Here is an 18,066-nt window from a genome sequence, read left to right as displayed (position 1 = left end):
AAAATAGTAAAAAACCGCACACTCTCCCAACTATGGGGAATATACGGTCTTACTTTACTGTTGCATTTAATTTGTCTTGCATACTATAATTTAAGCTTTATTACAAAATATTGATGTTTATTTCAAAACAATAACAACTGTCCGCTCCTATAGTCTGTCTACTCCACCGTAACAGACTTGGCTAAATTCCTAGGCTTATCCACATCGCAGCCTTTCTTTATGGAAATATAATAGGCCAGAAGCTGAAGTGGAATTACCGCAAGTACCGGAGCAAATATATCCAGTGTCTTTGGAAGTAATATGACAGAATCAGCTGCCTTCTCAATATCCTTGTCTCCTTCAAAAGCAAAAGCCAAAACCTTGGCACCTCTTGTAGTCACTTCTTTTATATTACTTACCATCTTTTCAACCAGTTTTTCCTGAGTGGCTCCTGCAATGACCACAGTTCCATCTTCAATCAGCGCTATAGGCCCATGCTTTAACTCACCGCCGGCATAGGCTTCCGAATGGATATAGGATATCTCCTTTAACTTCAGTGATCCTTCCAGTGCAACGGCGTAATCGAGACCCCTGCCGAGGAAAAATACATCTTCCTTTTTATAGGTCTTTTCTGCAAATTCCTGGACGATCTCCTTGTTTCCCAGTACTTTTTCCGCTTTCACAGGCAAGGAGAGCATTTCCTTCTTTAAAGCTTCTATCTTCTCCGCACTAAGGGTTTTTTTGTGCTGTGCAAAGAAAAGTGCGATTATATAAATTGCAATGAGCTGGGTAACATATGCTTTTGTAGAAGCCACTGCTATTTCAGGACCTGCCCAAGTATAGAGAACATCATCTGCCTCCCTGGATACGGAACTTCCCACCACATTTGTTATGGCTATCACTCTGGCCCCCTGTTTTTTTGCTTCTCTCAAAGCTGCAAGAGTGTCTGCCGTTTCTCCCGACTGACTTATGATTATCATCAAGGTTTTTTCATTCACTATAGGGTTCCTATATCTGAATTCGGAAGCAATATCAACCTCTACAGGCATTCTCACCAGTTTTTCTATTACGTATTTTCCAACTATCCCTGCATGGTATGCAGTTCCGCAGGCTACTATATATATTTTATCTATATTTTCAATCTGTTCTTTGGTTATTTTTATATCATCCAAAGTCACAGGCTTATCCATCATAATTCTGGATGTCATGGTATCCTTTATTGCTTTTGGCTGCTCATGTATCTCTTTCATCATGAAATGTTCAAATCCGCCTTTTTCCGCAGCATTGGCACTCCAGGTAACATGGTACACATCTCTCTTTATCTCCTTTTTGTCTTCAGTTAAAAGTTTTACACCATCTTCGGTTATAACAACAAATTCATTGTCATTTAAAAGATATATGTCTCTGGTATGGTTGAGTACCGCTGGAATATCCGATGCTATATAGTATTCATTTTTGCCAAGTCCCACTATGAGCGGGCTGTCTTTTCTTACTGCCACCAGTTTTCCAGGTTCTTTTGAACAGATAACCCCGATGGCATAGCTGCCCTTTATCCTTGATATTGCTTTCATGACTGCTTCGACTATATCTCCATTATAGAAATACTCTATAAGCTGTGGTATAACCTCCGTGTCAGTTTCAGATACGAATTTATATCCCTTGGATGTGAGCCATTCTCTTAGCTGTACATAATTTTCTATTATGCCATTGTGAACTACACTTATAGTTCCATCCTGGCTGTTATGAGGATGGGCATTTATATCAGAAGGTTTACCATGAGTGGCCCACCTTGTATGTCCAATTCCCACTATGCCTTTCAGGGGATGTTCCGACAACTTATTTTCCAGATTTCTAAGTCTTCCCTTGCATTTTACTACATTTATGTGATCTTTATCTATTATGGCAACACCTGCCGAATCATATCCTCTATATTCAAGTTTGCTGAGTCCCTCAATTAAAATAGGTGAAGCCTGTTTTTTACCTACAAATCCAACTATTCCGCACATATTGATCTTCCTTTCAATTTTAAATATACTAGCAAGCACGAATCTTCCTGAATAGCAATACAGTCCTCAGGTCAAAAAAACATAATCAAATAAAACCTGAATTACAGCTGTTTTTTCAGGCAATTGTGCTGTAGAATCACACACATGATTCTCATTAAAGGTTTTTACACCAAACTGATCTTGTATCAGAAATTACTTCCTGGTTTTATCAGTTGTTAACGGTAGTGCGATACCGTGGGGCACCCGCCGAAGATTCGATACTCCCCATCCTCGTCAACTTAAGTGAGACTCCAAATCTCTGATTTAGTCAGTCGAACTTAAGTTCTGGCGCTTTGATTGTCTGTATTATTTTAAAATTATCACCCTCTCTCCACATAATTGACAATATAAATTTATCGTCAATACATTATATTATTTAATTTAATTTTTTGTCAACTGGTGTAATTATAAAATCCTGTTATCCTAAACATGGAATTTATCCTGGATTATCTTAAAATACAGGCATTCTTTTAGAATTTACACAGGTGAATACATACTGAAACCAATTATTAATTTTATATTAACATATTGTGAAACGGCAGCCTCCTGTGCCAGTTGGATTTTAACTAAATGATTTTGCCCTGATTTTAATTTTCTATGGCCTGGCTTTCCGCAATCTAATCTTCCACATGTCTCTTAAGTACTATACAGTCTCCATCTACCTTGGGATCCTTTCCCAGTGTGGTATATGGTTTTTGTAAAACTCCTGCAAATTCCCAGCCATCTTTACCATATTCATTAAATTTTTCTTCCACAGTCAAGCTATCAGCTGAACTCAAAAATTTCTCTGCTATAATCACCTTGTATTCCCATTTCATTGCAAATGCACTCCTTTTAAATTTTATAGCTCAAACCACATTAAAACAGGCAAAAATCATTTAGTATCCAATATTATGCTTTCCAATTTCAAGTCATAATAAAACCTAAATCCCTATTGATTAAAATAAAAATGCACCATTGAATTTCACAATGGTGCATTTTTATACAACTATCCTATAAATTAGCCTTCTTTTGGATCAGCTGGGCCAAGTCCTGTGCAATCTTATCTATTTCATTCTGATCTTCACCCTCCAGCATAACCCTTACCAGAGGCTCCGTTCCGGAAGGTCTTATAAGCACTCTTCCGCAGCCGTCCAATTTTTGACTTATCTCTCTTATTTTCTCTTCTATTTCTTTATCCTCTTCGTATATGTTTTTTTTCTCATTAGGTACCTTTGCATTTGCCAATACCTGAGGCAGATTTTTCATCATGGAAGCAAGCTCAGATAATTTTTTACCGCTCTTTTTAACTATAGATGATATTTGAAGTGCAGTGACAAGTCCATCTCCCGTAGTATTATAATCAAGCATGATTATATGTCCGGATTGTTCTCCACCTAACTTGTACCCTTCTTTTATCATCTTTTCAAGCACATATCTGTCTCCAACCTTCGTTTTCACTGTAATCATTTTTTCTTTTTCAAGTGCTTTATCAAGTCCCATATTGCTCATAACAGTGACCACCACTGTATTTTTATACAATCTTCCCTGATCTTTCAGGCTTTTTCCTATTATGGCCATGATAAAATCGCCATTTATAAGATTTCCTTTTTCGTCTACAGCAAGACACCTGTCCGCATCCCCGTCAAAAGCAAGTCCCAGATCGAATCCATCTTCTACCACCGTCTTCATAAGCTGCTCCGGGTGGGTGGAACCGCAATTATCATTTATATTTATTCCATCCGGCTTATTGTTTATGACTTTTACCCGGGCCCCCAATTCTTCAAAAGCTCTTACGGAAGTAATATAAGATGCACCATTGGCACAATCCAATACAACTTTTAAACCCTTCAGGTCAATGTCAATAGTTGATTTTGCAAAATCCACATAGCTTTTCAGTGCATCCTCTCTTTCAACTATCTTCCTTCCTATTTGTGCACCGGAAGGCACAGATATTCCTTTAAAATCACTTTCAATTATGTACTGTATTTTATCTTCTAATTCATCAGACAATTTATACCCTGAACCATTGAAAAACTTTATGCCATTATACTCTACCGGATTATGAGACGCTGATATGACCACTCCTGCATCTGCTCCGTATTTTCTTGTCAAATAAGCTACCGCCGGTGTGGGTATCACCCCAATACAAATAGCTTCTGCACCTATGGAAAGTATACCTGAAACCAATGCACCTTCCAGCATATCTCCGGATATCCTGGTGTCCATACCTACAAGTATCTTGGGTTTATGCACTTCTTCTGTCAGTACATATGCTCCCGCTTTTCCCAACTTATATGCCAGCTCTGAAGTCAATTCTCTATTTGCAATTCCTCTTACACCATCAGTACCAAATATTCTATGCATATTAATACCTCACTTATTAAAAGTTAATTTTATGCTTCCATAGATTTAATTCTTTCACTCTAAATTAAAACATTCATTTTATATTATATTACATTAAAAATATTTCTACAATGTACTTTTATTCTTCTCAAATATGGATAATTTTAAAAAAGCATTCTATAAATGACATCAGTGTCATCTATAAAATGCCTTAAATCAAAGAGTTATTTTACAAATTCAATACCTCTTTCTACAGCTGATCTATTGGATTCAAAAAACTTCTCTTTACCATGCTCTTTCAAAGAGTTCAGTAATTGCTCTATAGATACTATACCTGTCTCTTTTACCAGAGTTCCCAGTAAAATCATATTTGCTATTTTCTTGCTTCCTATTTCTTCTGCTATGGTCTGGGCTGGAATTGCTATGATTTTTACATCATTTCTATTTGGCACAATGTCTATCAGATCCGAATCCATCACTATTATGCCGCCTGGCTCTACTGAATTTTCAAATTTTTCAAGAGAAGGTCTGTTCATTACAACTATGCTGTCGGCTCTTAAAACTATGGGAGAACCTATATCTTCATTGGTCAATATAACAGAACAGTTGGCAGTACCGCCTCTCATTTCAGGTCCATAGGAAGGAAGCCAGGAAACATTCAAGTTGGCATCCATTCCTGCATAGGCCAAAAACTTGCCCATGGACAAAATGCCCTGTCCACCAAATCCTGCAAAAATAATCTGTTGTGATGCCACTTTACTTCACCTCCCCGGTATTGTCTTTTTTTACTCCCAAGGGGTAGTACGGTATCATGTTGTCCCTCAGCCATTGCATTGCTTCTTTAGGTGAGAGACCCCAGTTGGTGGGACATATGGAGAGAACCTCAACCAGAGAAAATCCTTTTCCCTCCATCTGATTCTGAAATGCCTTCTTTATGGCCTTTTTGGCCTTTAAAAGATGTGGTATGGTATCTACAGAAACCCTCTCCACATAACATGCTCCTGTGAGAGTGGCTATCATCTCTGAAACCTTTACTGGATATCCAGCTATCTTCGTATCCCTGCCATAAGGAGTAGTCTCCGTAACTTGTCCCGGCAGAGTGGTTGGAGCCATTTGTCCTCCTGTCATGCCATAAATGCAGTTGTTCACAAATACAGTGGTCAAATTTTCTCCCCTAGCAGCTGCATGAATTATCTCTGCAGTACCTATAGCTGCCAGATCACCGTCTCCCTGATAGGTAAAGACCACATCCTCCGGGTTAGTTCTCTTGGCACCTGTGGCCACTGCCGGTGCCCTGCCGTGAGCTGCTTCAAGCACATCACAGGCAAAATAATTATATGCCAGGACTGAACATCCCACAGGTACAACAGCAATGGTTTTGTCCAGTATCCCAAATTCATCTATTACCTCTCCAACCAATTTGTGAATTACACCATGAGTACACCCGGGGCAATAATGGGTGGGTACATCCAGCAGTGATTTTGGTGGTTCATATACTAAAGTCATTATTTCTCGCCTCCTATCATGGTTTTTACCTTTTCCAAAATGTCTGAAGGTTCTGGAACCATACCTCCGCACCTTCCATAAAATTCCACTGGTTTTCTGCCGTTAGCTGCAAGTTTCACATCATAGACCATCTGTCCACAGCTCATTTCCACAGACAGATATCCATATTCTGTTTTATCTATAGTTTTTTCAAAAGCTTCTACTGGAAAGGGCCATAAAGTTATAGGTCTTATCAATCCTATGTTTGTTCCCTCTTTTTTAGCCATTTTGATTACATTTTTACATATTCTAGATGTAGTTCCATATGCCACTAAAATCAAATCACATTTTTTATCACAATTGTACAGTTCATATCTGACTTCATTTTGTTTTATCTTTTTAAATTTCTCTTGTAGTTTCTTATTGTGAGCCTCTAATTCCTCAGGTGCCAGATATAGTGAATTTATAATGTTATGCTTTTTCCTTCCCCTAAGTCCGTTGGCCGCCCAGGTTTTCTCCGGAAGCTTCCTCTGAGGCCTGTCTTTAAATTCAACAGGTTCCATCATCTGCCCAAGCATTCCATCTCCCATTACCATACAGGGAGTTCTGTATATATCAGCCACATCAAAAGCATCCTGTATCAGATCTATCATTTCCTGTATAGAAGCCGGAGCAAATACAGGCATATTGTAATCCCCATGTCCACCGCCTTTTGTGGCCTGAAAATAGTCTGACTGACTTGGCTGTATACTTCCAAGCCCCGGGCCTCCTCTTACTATATTCATAATGAGGCAGGGCAATTCCGCTGCTGCAATATATGAGATACCTTCCGACTTCAAACTAATTCCAGGTGAACTTGATGATGTCATGCATCTGACACCAGTACCAGCTGCACCATAAACCATGTTTATAGCAGCTATTTCGCTTTCTGCTTGAATAAAAACTCTGTTTTCCTTCGGCATAACCTTGGACATATAAGCTGCAACTTCTGTTTGCGGGGTAATAGGATATCCAAAAAAAGCTTTACACTTTGCCCTGACAGCTGCTGCACCGATAGCCTCATTACCTTTCATTAATACCTTTTTTCCCATAAAAAGCCTACCTCCTTATTATTTTTCAACAGTTATTACACAGTCTGGACATATTCTGGCACAAGATGCACATGCTACACATTCTTCAATCTTATCTTCCGGAACAGTAGCCGGATGATACCCCTTCGCATTCAACTTATTGGAAAAGGATACAATCTTCTTGGGACAAACTTCTATGCAGTGTCCACATCCTTTGCATCTCTCTTCCCTAAAAGTTACCTTTGGCATGAGAAATCCCCTCCTAAAATTTAGCTATTAATATAATTGTATAGTAATTATTACTGTTTCTAGACCAAATTTATTAAATACACTTGAAATCAAAATATCCTACCCCCAGGGTGTTTTCATATAAATATCTATGGGAAATATTTGTGCATTTACCTTGCCTTGAATTTCATCTGCTAGATCTTTCCTGCATACAGTATATGGATGTGGAATCCTCAATTTTTGAGACAATTTTTCAACTAGCCTATCCCCTTCCAGTATATCCGACACAGTGGTTTCATAAGATAAATTGCTATTCGAAATAAGATGAGTTACCTTTAATCTGGATGAATTCTCTATGAATTTTATATATTCTTCGGTATCTTCATTATTTGACGTAAGAGGTCTCCTATTATTGACCACGTAATACATATCATAGGGTTCCTTTTTAAAAAGTTCATTATACTGTCCCAGGACTATGGCACCTTCTGGATCTCCCCCTACATCAAAAAATGCCTGGTAACTTCTGTCATTAAATACTGAGAGTACCTGGGCAGAAATCACCATCAATTCTGCATTTAGTAAATTTGGATCCGATGATATAACCTGTACACCTTTTTTTTGCAATTCACCTTTCAAGCTCCTTGTACAAAAATATGGGTTCACTATATCCAAATCAACTATTGCTGCTTTTTGATTTTTATTTGCAGTATTTATTGCATAATTAATTGCTATCTCAGTTTTACCACTTCCAAAATGACCTGTGAATATTTTAATTCTGCTCATGTTATCACCTCATTCTGCAATTTTAGTAAACGATTTCAAACAGTGCGTAAATTCATAGGATTTTTTATCTTCTATTATATTATATCACAAACATATTTGATTTTTAATTGATTTATTTATATTCATGAATTTAAATAACACAGTTTTTAGTAACTAGTTATATATTTTTACCATAAATGTATTTATTCATTTTAATAGCATCCTTTTTAAGTTGGTTTTAGAATAAACCTATTATAAAAAGGATGCTATTATTATACAAATTTTTCTATATAGTTCCTGTGAAAATCGGAATTTATATTTTTATATACCTTTTCTCCATATACTATATCATTTACAGGACATATATTTAAACACAAATGACACCCAACACATTTTTCTTTTAGAAGGATCGGCTTTCTATTTTTATAGTCCCATTTTATCGCCTGATGTCCACCATCATGGCATGATATATAGCATCTACCGCAGCCGACACAATTATAGTTTTCAAATTCAGGATAAATTATATAGGACCTATCAAGCTGATCAGCAGGGACAACATTGTCAACTGCAATTCCAACCATGTCTTTCAATTCTTTAAAGCCTTTTTCCTGCATATAATTAAACAAACCATCTCTAAGATCATCTATTATTCTATATCCATACTGCATAACTGCCGTAGTGATCTGAATATTAGAGGCACCCATCAATATAAATTCTGCTGCATCTTTCCACGTTTCTATACCTCCCATTCCACTTATAGGTATATTTTTCATCTCAATACTGCTTGCTATATCATATATAAATCTAAGCGCTATAGGTTTTATTGCTTTTCCAGAATAGCCGGAAACTGATGACTTTCCATCTATTACAGGATAAGGAGAGAACTTTTCCAAATCAACCCCTGTTATACTTTTTATGGTATTAATAGCCGCTATCCCATCTGCACCCCCACGTATGGAAGCTTCTGCAGGTAAAACAATATCCGTGATATTAGGTGTCATTTTGGCAAGCAGCGGAAGATCACTACCACTTTTTACAGCCCTGCAGTATTTCTTTACGAGTTCAGGATTTTGGCCTACATCCGATCCCATATTGTGAGCTGCCATTTGAGGACATGAAAAATTACATTCTATCATATCACACCCAACATCCGTAACTAATTTTGCCAGTTCAGTCCATTCTTTTTCTGTCTGCCCCATTATAGAAGCCACAATTATTTTATCTTTGTATTTTTTCTTTAATCTCATCATACAATCAAGGTTTTCTTCTAAAGAATGTTCCGAAATCTGCTCTAGATTTTTAAAGCCGACAAAAGGTGTATTTTCCTTGCTTATCACATCAAATCTTGGAGAAACTTCATTTGATACATAAAATCCAACAGTTTTAAATACAATTCCACCCCATCCCATATCAAGTGCTTTTGAACACATCTCATAATTACTTCCTACTACTGAAGAAGAGAGGAAAAAAGGGTTTTCACATTTCAAGTTACAAAATTCTATAGAGATATCTTTCATATTTTATACCTTCTTCCATAAGTTCCCACTGCACAGTATTTCCTGGACTATTCTCAATTTTACAGGACTATCAATTTTACTTCTCACACAATTTCTCTGACAATACATTGCATTATTGCAAGCTTCTCCACAGGATCCTTTCTCCTTAAGGCCTTTAACTGTCTTCAATAATGCCCCTTTGTAATTTTTAAATCTTAAAGACATTATAATAGAGGCAGGATCTTTACCAGCAGGACACATTTTACTGCAAGGCGGATCATAACATAAAAGACATCTGGACGATTCTTCTATCAATTTGGTGAATCTCATATTATTTGCCATATCAGAGGACCTCCTAAAATCTACAATAACTTTTTCCTCTTTCTTTTTATAAATTTTCCCCATCCTGGTTGTCCGAGGAATTCTCCATCTTCAAATACCAATTTTCCACGTGAAAATGTCATGATGGGGTATCCTTTAAGTTTAACACCTTCCCATATTGTATAATCCACATCAGAATGCATGTTATTTTTTGATATAGTAAAATTCTTCTCGGGATCATAAATTACAATATCGGCATCTTTACCCACGACAATGCTGCCTTTTAGTTCATCGCATCCAAAAATTTTTGCAGGATTTAAGGAGCAGACTTCTACAACTTTATTAAATGAAATTCTACCTTTATTGGCTTCACTCAGCATATAGGGATACATATTCTCTATGCCCATGCATCCATTGGGTATTTTTGTAAAATCGTCTTTTCCCCAATCTTTTTCAGAAGTTTGAAACGGACAATGATCTGTAGCTATAGTTGAGATATCTCCTGTTTTTATACCCATCCACAAAGCTTCCTGACTTTCTTCACCTTTCATGGGAGGAGAACATACAAAATTTCTTCCATCTTCTCTCTTATAAACTTCATTGGTGAAATGCAAATATTGAGGACAAGTTTCCGCATATATTTCAAATCCCATATCTCTTGCCCTTTTTACTTCTTCTACGCCTTCTTTATTGGCAAGATGCACTATATAAATCGGAGTATTCAAAGATTTAGCCCAGTGTATTGCTCTTTTGTCAGCTTCGGCTTCTACAAATTCAGGTCTTGACATATAATGATACCAGGCAGAAGTTTTTCCTTCCTTTAAGTATGTCTCGGTTCTAAGATCTATTAAATCCGGATTTTCTGCATGAACTGAAATAAGAGCACCAGTTTCTTTAGACTTTTGAAGCAATTGGCATAAAACCCCATCATCTGCCATGAGTCCTTCTTTTTTATAAACCATGTATACTTTAAAACTCGGTATTCCATAATCCACTGCGGATTCAACTTCATCTAAAATCTCCGGTCTTAAATCTGATATAACCACGTGAAAGGCATAATCAACACAGGCCTGTGGTGCACATAGCTTATCTCTCTCTTTTGCAGTTTGTATTATACCATGTCCCTTTTGCTGAAGCGCAAAATCAAAAACCGTGGTCGTACCTCCACACGCGGCAGCTCTTGTACCTGCTTCATAGCTATCTGCCGATACAGTACCTCCAAAGGGCATCTGAAGGTGTGTATGCGCATCTATAGCTCCCGGCAGTACATATTTACCTTCGGCATTCACCACTTCAGCACCGTGATCTTCAATTCTATCTGCTATCTCAATAATTTTACCGTTTTTTACACCTATATCAGCCTTATAAGTTTCTTCGGCTGTTATTATAACTCCATTTTTTATAACTAAGTCCATAATTATCACCTCATAAAATTTATTAAAGTATTCCTTCTTCATCGGTAACTTTATTCTCTGCTTCATCTTTTTTTATAGATCTATAACTCATTAAGTAGTAAATTACAAATGCTACTCCAAATCCCACAAACCATGCATAATTGGAAACTGAACTCAAACTCGGAATCATTTTTCCTACAAGTGCAGCAAATATTCCTATAGCAAGTGAAATAATTGCATTTGGATTGAACCCTTTATTATAAGTATACTTACCTTTTGCAAGATAAAGATCTTTAAGATCTATCTTTGTCTTTTTTATTATCCAATAATCACAAATAATTATTGCAGCTACAGGTCCAAGAATTCCAGAATAAGTATCAAGCCATGCATATACATATCCACTTGGATCTGCAAGAAGTCTCCACGGCATTATAACTATGCCGATAATTCCTGTAATAAGCCCTCCCGTTTTAAAACTTATGTGTTTAGGAAATAAATTTGAAAAATCATTGGCTGGAGAAACTATATTTGCAGCAATATTAACAGACAAGGATGCAACTACTATCCCAAAGAATCCAATTAGCAGCGCAATGGGACTTTCAAATTTTGATATTATATCCACAGGATTCCACATAGCCTTGCCATATATTACTATGGTGGCAGAAGTTATTATAATTCCTATTGCAGAAAATACCGTCATGGTCACAGGAAGTCCAATTGACTGTCCTATTACCTGTTCTTTTTGTCCCTTAGCATATCTTGTAAAATCAGGTATATTCAGAGACAACGTTGCCCAATATCCTACCATACTGGTAAGTGCGGCAGGAAATACACCCATAAATACACTCATAGTATGAAGCTTGCCGTTTTCATTTAAAAGTGGTCCAAATCCATTTGCAGATTTAATCGCCCATATTAATAAAAATACGGCTAGAATTATCACAAGAGGAGCCGCCCAATTTTCAAATTTCTTGAGCTGTTCCATTCCCTTAAATATGATAAACATCTCAAGTACCCAAAATATCATAAAAGTTATTCCCTGTGGTACACTAAGACCTGCTATATTAAAATTCCCCCCAAGTTTATTCCATCCAGGAACTATAGCCTCAAATAATACATTCAGTGCACTTCCACCTATATAGGTATTTATCCCGAACCATCCGCAGGCAACAATGGCTCTAAGCATTGCAGGTATATTTGCTCCAAATACACCAAAAGACAACCTTGAAAATACCGGAAAATTTATTCCATATTTAGTACCGGGATGAGCATTTAACAGTATCGGCACCAACACTATAAGGTTACCAATCGTAATGGTAAATAAAGCTTGTTTCCAATTCATGCCAAGTGATATTAAACTTGCAGCAAGCATATAAGTTGGTATGCAATGGGCCATTCCAACCCAAAGTGCAGTAAAATTATACGTATTCCATGTTCTTTCTTTAACAGGTACTGGTGCGTTATCTTTATTGTAGAGTATACTTTCTTTCAATTCTTCATCAGATCGATCCAGTTCATTTATATCTTCCTTTGCTAGATTCTCCATAATATTAATCCCCTCTTTCTTTACTTTTATTTGAATCCGCAGTTCATACTGGAACTACGGATTGCTCAATTTCTTGTTATGTCAACCTACTTTTTATCAATATCCAATACGGTCTGAAGTAATACATTAGCTCCTTTTAGGCAATCATCAAGAGAAGTTTTTTCTATTTCACAATGACTGTGTCCTCCAATGCTTGGAACAAATATCATGGTTACAGGCAGCATGTCAGATGCATATTGTGCATCATGGCCAGGTCCACTATACATTCTCATATTAGAATAGCCATAAAGGCTTGCATTTTTCTCAACTAAGTCGACTAATTCTTTATTAAAGCTGACAGTTTCACGAGACCACAATTCTCTATATTCAACTTTACATTTTGCAAGCTCAGAAGGAATATTTTTTATGATATACACTACCTGTTTTATGACTTCTGGATCTTGATGCCTTGCATCTAAAGTGAACTTAACATCACCTGGTATAATTGTGTGTACATTCGGTGAGCAATTGATTCTGCCGGTAGTATAAACAAGTTTACTATCAAGTTTATCAAGCTCTTTGTGTAAATATTGAATGGCTTCGGAAGCTGCTAAAAGGGCATCCTTCCTATTTTTCTGCGGAACAGTTCCTGCATGACCGGCCTGCCCCGTAAATTCAAATTCATAATTGACCATCCCAACAACACCTTCTACAACACCAATATTTATCTTGGCATCATCAAGTACCGGTCCCTGTTCAACGTGAAGTTCTAAAAGTGCTTTGTAATCTTTAGCATTTATTCTATTCTTTTTATCACCTTTATATCCACTTACTTCTAAAGCTTCACCAAATGTCATTCCCTCCGTATCTTTTGATGCCAACATTTTTGCCTTGTCAAATTTACCAGTGATAACTCCTGATGACATCATAGCAGGATCAAAACGAGCTCCCTCTTCATTGGTCCAAATCATAACTGTAATTGGATGACGGTGTGGAATTTTTTCTCTGACAATAGTCTCAGCTACTTCCATAGCGCTCATTACACCCAAAATACCATCATAATTCCCACCTTTTACTACCGAGTCACAATGTGAACCCATTGCAATATGCGGAAGATTTTCTGACCCTTCAAATGTAGCATACATATTCGCCATATCATCAGTTACAATCTTTGCACCAAGTGTCTTCATTCTCTTGCAAAATTCTTCTCTCGCCTGAAGATCTGGTTTTGATAGAGCTAATCTTGTTATTCCTCCATTTCCTGTATCACCAAATTTACTAAACGTAACAATTTTATTCTTCATCCTTTCTTTACTACAGCTGATAATATTTTTAATGCTCTCCATTCTTCTACACTCTCCTTGATTTTTAATAAGTTTAAAATTTCCTTTACAATCTCGTAAAATTAATTTAGAATATTAATGGTAATTATTTTTAGGTGTCTTATATCTTTCAAGGCACTTATTTTTTTAGTTCCTTTACATATTTATCTACAGAATAAAGTACTTCATCCAAAATACTCATTGCCGCTTCAAGCTCATCTTTTTTTATAATAAGCGGTGGAGCAATCATAATACAACTTTCATGAGAATAAGTAGAAAAACCCTTCTCCTTCAACATTGCCACAATACTAGGCATTATCCCTTCTGGATCTTTACTATATGGTACAAGAGGCTCTCGCGTCTCTCTGTCTTTTACAAATTCAACAGCTGAAAATAATCCTATATACCTCACATCTCCTACGCTTATATGATCCTTCTTTATCTTTTCAAGGTATTTGCCTAAAAGGATACCCATATTCTTAGAGTTTTCTATCAAATTTTCCTCGTCATATACCTCAATAGTTGCACATCCTGCAGCACATGCAAGGGGATGTGCATTATAAGTAAGTCCGCACATTAGGGCATTATCATCAAAGTATTCAGCTATCTTTTTACTTACAATCACTCCTCCAAGCGGCACATACCCACAGGTTACTCCCTTTGCAAAAGTAATCATATCCGGCTCTACATCCCAGTTATTGCATGCAAACCATTTTCCTGTCCTACCCCATCCTGTCATGACTTCATCACAAACCATGAGTATTCCAAATTCATCGCATAATTTCCTTATTCCCTTTAAATATCCATCTGGAGGAATAATTACTCCATTACTTCCAGTTACAGTTTCTACAAAAATTGCAGCCACATTGTCTGTTCCTTCATATATAAGTTGTTCCCTCAGTTTGCTAAGGTAAAAACCTGATGCTTCCTCTTCGTTTCTAAATTTTATTTTTTCCCTGTAAACATACGGATCAAAGAATTTTACAAATCCCGGTATACCAGGCTCACAGATATACCTCCTCGGCTCACCGCTCAAATTTGCTGCTCCAAAACTTGCTCCATGGTATGAACGGTATCTAGAAAATATCTTAAACCTTCCTGTAAACATCTTTGCTATCTTTATTGCATTTTCATTGGCATCAGCACCTCCAAGTGTAAAAAACACCTTTCCCATATTTGGGGGAGCCTTTTCTATTACTTTGCCTGCAAGCTTTGCTCTGACATCCACAGCATATGCAGGTCCCATAAAAGGCATTTTATCAGCCTGCTTTTTTATTGCTTCTATTACCTTCCTATTTCCATGCCCTATATTCAAATTCACAAGTTGTGAAGACATATCAAAATATTTTTTACCATTACTATCCCAAAAGTAAATTCCTTCAGCTTTTGTAATAACTAATGGATCAAGATCTCTTTGCGCACTCCATGAATGCATATTATATTCTTTATCATACTTTTTTACATCATCAGCACTCATATGAGTATCTTTATTTTGTTGTAATGTTTCCATTTATGTTCCCCCCAAATATAAAAATGTAAGCAAATTTTTAATATATTCCTTCATATATTTCTACAAGTTGCTTGACGTCGGGTTTCCGCGGATTAAGCTCAGTGGTTTTGCTTTTTAGAGCATCCTCCGCCATAACTTTGAAGTTTTCCTTATCGACTCCCACATCCCTTAGTCTAGTAGGAAGCCCGGTATCCAGGAATATATTTTTTACAGATTCTACAGCCATATAACTTGATTCCCTGACAGATTTTCCATCTACATTTTCCCCCACTGCCCTTGCTATATTTCTAAATTTCTCCTGACATGCGGCTCTATTAAATTTCATGACTTCTGTAAGAAGAAGTGCATTTGCAAGTCCATGAGCAACTCCATAGTAAGCTCCAATAGGCCTGGACATAGAATGAACAAGTGCAGTAGAGGAATTACTAAATGCCAGTCCTGCATACATCTGCCCGATGAGCATATTTTTTCTCGCTTCAATATCATCTCCTTTCAGCACTGCCTTTGAAAGATTACTGCTTATTATTCTCATTGCCTTTACTGCATATATATCCGACATGGGTTGAGCTGCTTTTGATATATATGCTTCTATAGCATGGGTAAAAGCATCCATACCTGTTGCGGCTGTAACACCCTGCGACATAGTCATAGTGAGTTCCGGATCGAGTACGGCAACTTTGGGTATGAGAAAATCACTTGATATGAGCATCTTGATTTTTCTCTCAGTATCAGTTATTACTGAAAATTTACTTACTTCGCTTCCAGTACCGGCAGTAGTCGGTACTGCTATTATAGGTATTCCCTCCATATCTGGAATTTTACTCTCATAATCCACAATATCTCCACCATTTTCAGTTACAATACTTATTGCCTTAGAGGCATCCAATGTACTTCCTCCACCCAAAGCAACTATTACCTCTATTCCTTTTTCTCTTGCAATTTTCACCCCCTGTCTTACAGTGTCAACGCCTGGATCTGACTCTATTTTGTCAAATACAATAAAATCCAACTTTTTTGCCCTAAGTGCATCAGTTATTTTATCTAAAGCTCCTGATTTTTTAGAAGAATACCTTCCTGTAATTATCATAACTTTCCTGCCATATTTTTCAGTTTGTTCTCCTACCATATTCACAGAATTTTCACCGTAAATTATTTTTCCAGGGCTCTGGAAAACATAAGCACACATAAACATCACCTGACCTAATTTAATTTTTGCTATTTCTATTTTATCAAATAAAATATATAATTTTTGATTATTTATTAAATAATATATAAATAATTTAACACATTATAAAATAAAATCATATATACATGATATACAAATATATGTGCATTTCTTTGTATACTGTATATTTGTCAGGTTAATTTCAACAGTTTTAAAAACATACCAATTTTTATACAAAGTTTTATATTAAATATCGTTTCTTCGTCCTTCAGGCTACAATTCAATATCTCCTCTATTCTGTTAATTCTATATTTCATAGTATTTCTGTGTATATACAGCCTTTCCGCTGCTTTTCCTATATTCCTATCACTTTTTAAATACACATAAAGTGTTTTAATTAAATCAGATGAATTCTTTTCATCGTATTTTTTAAGCTTTAGCAAATTTTCATTGAACATATCTCTCATTTCCTTATAATCATTCATTTCAAAGAACAGCCTAAATACCCCTAGATCTCTATAAACCACAACACAGTTATTTTTTCCCATGCACTTTAATATTTGCAGCACTCTCTGTCCTTTTGAAAATTCAACTCTAGATTCTTTTAAGCTACTATATATTCCACCTATTCCCACACTCGCAGTCATTAAATTCAATTTATCATTTATTCCTTTTTTTATAGCTGTTCCAATGAGTTTCATATTGTCTTCAACTTTACTATTGAATACTTTTTCCCCTTTTTCTAAAGCCACCATCAAAAAGAAAGAGTCACTTTGCATTACACAAAAATATTTCTTTTTATTTCTATGCATCACATCTTCAATAATAGCCTCTATATAACTTTTTATATTTAAAATAGCATTTTCATCATGTATATTATTTCTCTCTAAGTAAAAATTGAAATTATCTATATCTACTACCAATGCACAGTAACTTCTATTTATACTGTAACCGTATAAAATAGCTTTATTTAAAACTTCATCTGTAATATCTACATTTTCAAAAATTATCTCTTTCATAAAATTATTTATAGAATCTTTTTGGACTCTCTTCATAAAAATATTTTTACAAATATTTTGGATTATATCTACAAGCCTTACTTCAAATGGAAGCTCAAATATAGGAAAATTAACCTTATCTGCAAATTTTATAACTTCTCTGGGTGTTGATTTAATATAAGGTCCGACATTTATAACAAGGCCAGACAATTTTTTGAGATTTATTTCTTTAACGAATTTAAGTAATATTGAAACATCATTGCCTATTACAACTCCTGTCATAAATAAGAGTTCTCCACCTTTTACATAATCCACAGCATTAGGTATTTCAATAACATGAACCCAATTGATCACTTTATCCAACCCACCAGCTCCTGCTACTATTTTCATCTTTTCACATCCTGGTAAACTCAATATATTTCTGCCAGTTACAAGCATATT

Annotated in this window: 16 protein-coding genes; all 16 read right to left on the bottom strand. The window is 36.1% G+C overall.

Translation table 11 applies throughout. The features are described from left to right. Window positions 1-158: 158 nt before the first annotated feature. Window positions 159-1,985: a glutamine--fructose-6-phosphate transaminase (isomerizing) gene (gene glmS, locus CLLU_RS01305; RefSeq protein WP_106007767.1), complete on the bottom strand. Its 1,827-nt coding sequence runs from the start codon at window positions 1,983-1,985 to the stop codon at window positions 159-161. A 656-nt stretch (window positions 1,986-2,641) separates the two neighbouring features. After that, entirely contained in the window at window positions 2,642-2,842 is a 201-nt protein-coding gene (locus tag CLLU_RS01300; RefSeq protein WP_106007766.1) for a DUF4177 domain-containing protein, read from the bottom strand. A gap of 175 nt (window positions 2,843-3,017) precedes the next feature. Beyond that, a complete protein-coding gene (gene glmM, locus CLLU_RS01295) occupies window positions 3,018-4,370 on the bottom strand; it encodes a phosphoglucosamine mutase (RefSeq protein ID WP_106007765.1) in 1,353 nt (450 codons plus the stop codon). 203 nt (window positions 4,371-4,573) lie between these two features. Further along, complete coding sequence (locus CLLU_RS01290; RefSeq protein WP_106007764.1) at window positions 4,574-5,104, bottom strand: 2-oxoacid:acceptor oxidoreductase family protein; 531 nt, start codon at window positions 5,102-5,104, stop codon at window positions 4,574-4,576. Window position 5,105: 1 nt separating this feature from the next. Then, complete coding sequence (locus CLLU_RS01285) at window positions 5,106-5,855, bottom strand: thiamine pyrophosphate-dependent enzyme (RefSeq protein ID WP_106007763.1); 750 nt, start codon at window positions 5,853-5,855, stop codon at window positions 5,106-5,108. Then, window positions 5,855-6,925, bottom strand: a complete 1,071-nt coding sequence (locus CLLU_RS01280) for a 3-methyl-2-oxobutanoate dehydrogenase subunit VorB (protein WP_106007762.1) — start codon at window positions 6,923-6,925, stop codon at window positions 5,855-5,857. The genes CLLU_RS01285 and CLLU_RS01280 overlap by 1 nt, the downstream gene beginning before the upstream one ends. Window positions 6,926-6,943: 18 nt before the next feature. Next, complete coding sequence (locus CLLU_RS01275; RefSeq protein ID WP_106007761.1) at window positions 6,944-7,153, bottom strand: 4Fe-4S dicluster domain-containing protein; 210 nt, start codon at window positions 7,151-7,153, stop codon at window positions 6,944-6,946. 99 nt (window positions 7,154-7,252) lie between these two features. Further along, complete coding sequence (locus tag CLLU_RS01270) at window positions 7,253-7,915, bottom strand: ATP-binding protein (protein ID WP_106007760.1); 663 nt, start codon at window positions 7,913-7,915, stop codon at window positions 7,253-7,255. 251 nt (window positions 7,916-8,166) lie between these two features. Then, window positions 8,167-9,411: an NAD-dependent dihydropyrimidine dehydrogenase subunit PreA gene (preA, locus tag CLLU_RS01265; protein WP_106007759.1), complete on the bottom strand. Its 1,245-nt coding sequence runs from the start codon at window positions 9,409-9,411 to the stop codon at window positions 8,167-8,169. A gap of 3 nt (window positions 9,412-9,414) precedes the next feature. Next, window positions 9,415-9,732 (bottom strand): hypothetical protein, encoded by a 318-nt coding sequence (locus tag CLLU_RS01260; RefSeq protein WP_106007825.1) that lies wholly within the window; start codon window positions 9,730-9,732, stop codon window positions 9,415-9,417. A gap of 20 nt (window positions 9,733-9,752) precedes the next feature. Continuing rightward, window positions 9,753-11,126 (bottom strand): dihydropyrimidinase, encoded by a 1,374-nt coding sequence (gene hydA / locus CLLU_RS01255; protein WP_106007824.1) that lies wholly within the window; start codon window positions 11,124-11,126, stop codon window positions 9,753-9,755. A gap of 22 nt (window positions 11,127-11,148) precedes the next feature. Further along, window positions 11,149-12,651, bottom strand: coding sequence for an NCS1 family nucleobase:cation symporter-1 (locus tag CLLU_RS01250; RefSeq protein ID WP_106007758.1), 1,503 nt, complete (start codon window positions 12,649-12,651; stop codon window positions 11,149-11,151). A gap of 86 nt (window positions 12,652-12,737) precedes the next feature. After that, entirely contained in the window at window positions 12,738-13,976 is a 1,239-nt protein-coding gene (locus tag CLLU_RS01245) for a Zn-dependent hydrolase (protein WP_207655925.1), read from the bottom strand. A gap of 115 nt (window positions 13,977-14,091) precedes the next feature. Then, window positions 14,092-15,462 (bottom strand): aminotransferase class III-fold pyridoxal phosphate-dependent enzyme, encoded by a 1,371-nt coding sequence (locus CLLU_RS01240; protein WP_106007757.1) that lies wholly within the window; start codon window positions 15,460-15,462, stop codon window positions 14,092-14,094. Window positions 15,463-15,499: 37 nt separating this feature from the next. Next, a complete protein-coding gene (locus tag CLLU_RS01235) occupies window positions 15,500-16,648 on the bottom strand; it encodes an iron-containing alcohol dehydrogenase (protein ID WP_106007756.1) in 1,149 nt (382 codons plus the stop codon). Window positions 16,649-16,818: 170 nt separating this feature from the next. Continuing rightward, a complete protein-coding gene (locus tag CLLU_RS01230; protein ID WP_106007755.1) occupies window positions 16,819-18,063 on the bottom strand; it encodes a PucR family transcriptional regulator in 1,245 nt (414 codons plus the stop codon). Window positions 18,064-18,066 lie beyond the last annotated feature (3 nt).

The organism is Clostridium luticellarii (assembly GCF_002995845.1).
GTDB lineage: Bacteria > Bacillota > Clostridia > Clostridiales > Clostridiaceae > Clostridium_B > Clostridium_B luticellarii.
This window is presented reverse-complemented; position numbering and strand designations above follow the sequence as displayed.

What these genes read in the sequence shown, in the direction of transcription:
- glmS (WP_106007767.1), bottom strand. Translation starts at nt 1,985, where the DNA reads ATGTGCGGAATAGTTGGATTTGTAGGTAAAAAACAGGCTTCACCTATT.
- CLLU_RS01300 (WP_106007766.1), bottom strand. Translation starts at nt 2,842, where the DNA reads ATGAAATGGGAATACAAGGTGATTATAGCAGAGAAATTTTTGAGTTCA.
- glmM (WP_106007765.1), bottom strand. Translation starts at nt 4,370, where the DNA reads ATGCATAGAATATTTGGTACTGATGGTGTAAGAGGAATTGCAAATAGA.
- CLLU_RS01285 (WP_106007763.1), bottom strand. Translation starts at nt 5,855, where the DNA reads ATGACTTTAGTATATGAACCACCAAAATCACTGCTGGATGTACCCACC.
- CLLU_RS01280 (WP_106007762.1), bottom strand. Translation starts at nt 6,925, where the DNA reads ATGGGAAAAAAGGTATTAATGAAAGGTAATGAGGCTATCGGTGCAGCA.
- CLLU_RS01275 (WP_106007761.1), bottom strand. Translation starts at nt 7,153, where the DNA reads ATGCCAAAGGTAACTTTTAGGGAAGAGAGATGCAAAGGATGTGGACAC.
- CLLU_RS01270 (WP_106007760.1), bottom strand. Translation starts at nt 7,915, where the DNA reads ATGAGCAGAATTAAAATATTCACAGGTCATTTTGGAAGTGGTAAAACT.
- preA (WP_106007759.1), bottom strand. Translation starts at nt 9,411, where the DNA reads ATGAAAGATATCTCTATAGAATTTTGTAACTTGAAATGTGAAAACCCT.
- CLLU_RS01260 (WP_106007825.1), bottom strand. Translation starts at nt 9,732, where the DNA reads ATGGCAAATAATATGAGATTCACCAAATTGATAGAAGAATCGTCCAGA.
- hydA (WP_106007824.1), bottom strand. Translation starts at nt 11,126, where the DNA reads ATGGACTTAGTTATAAAAAATGGAGTTATAATAACAGCCGAAGAAACT.
- CLLU_RS01250 (WP_106007758.1), bottom strand. Translation starts at nt 12,651, where the DNA reads ATGGAGAATCTAGCAAAGGAAGATATAAATGAACTGGATCGATCTGAT.
- CLLU_RS01245 (WP_207655925.1), bottom strand. Translation starts at nt 13,976, where the DNA reads ATGGAGAGCATTAAAAATATTATCAGCTGTAGTAAAGAAAGGATGAAG.
- CLLU_RS01240 (WP_106007757.1), bottom strand. Translation starts at nt 15,462, where the DNA reads ATGGAAACATTACAACAAAATAAAGATACTCATATGAGTGCTGATGAT.
- CLLU_RS01235 (WP_106007756.1), bottom strand. Translation starts at nt 16,648, where the DNA reads ATGTGTGCTTATGTTTTCCAGAGCCCTGGAAAAATAATTTACGGTGAA.
- CLLU_RS01230 (WP_106007755.1), bottom strand. Translation starts at nt 18,063, where the DNA reads ATGCTTGTAACTGGCAGAAATATATTGAGTTTACCAGGATGTGAAAAG.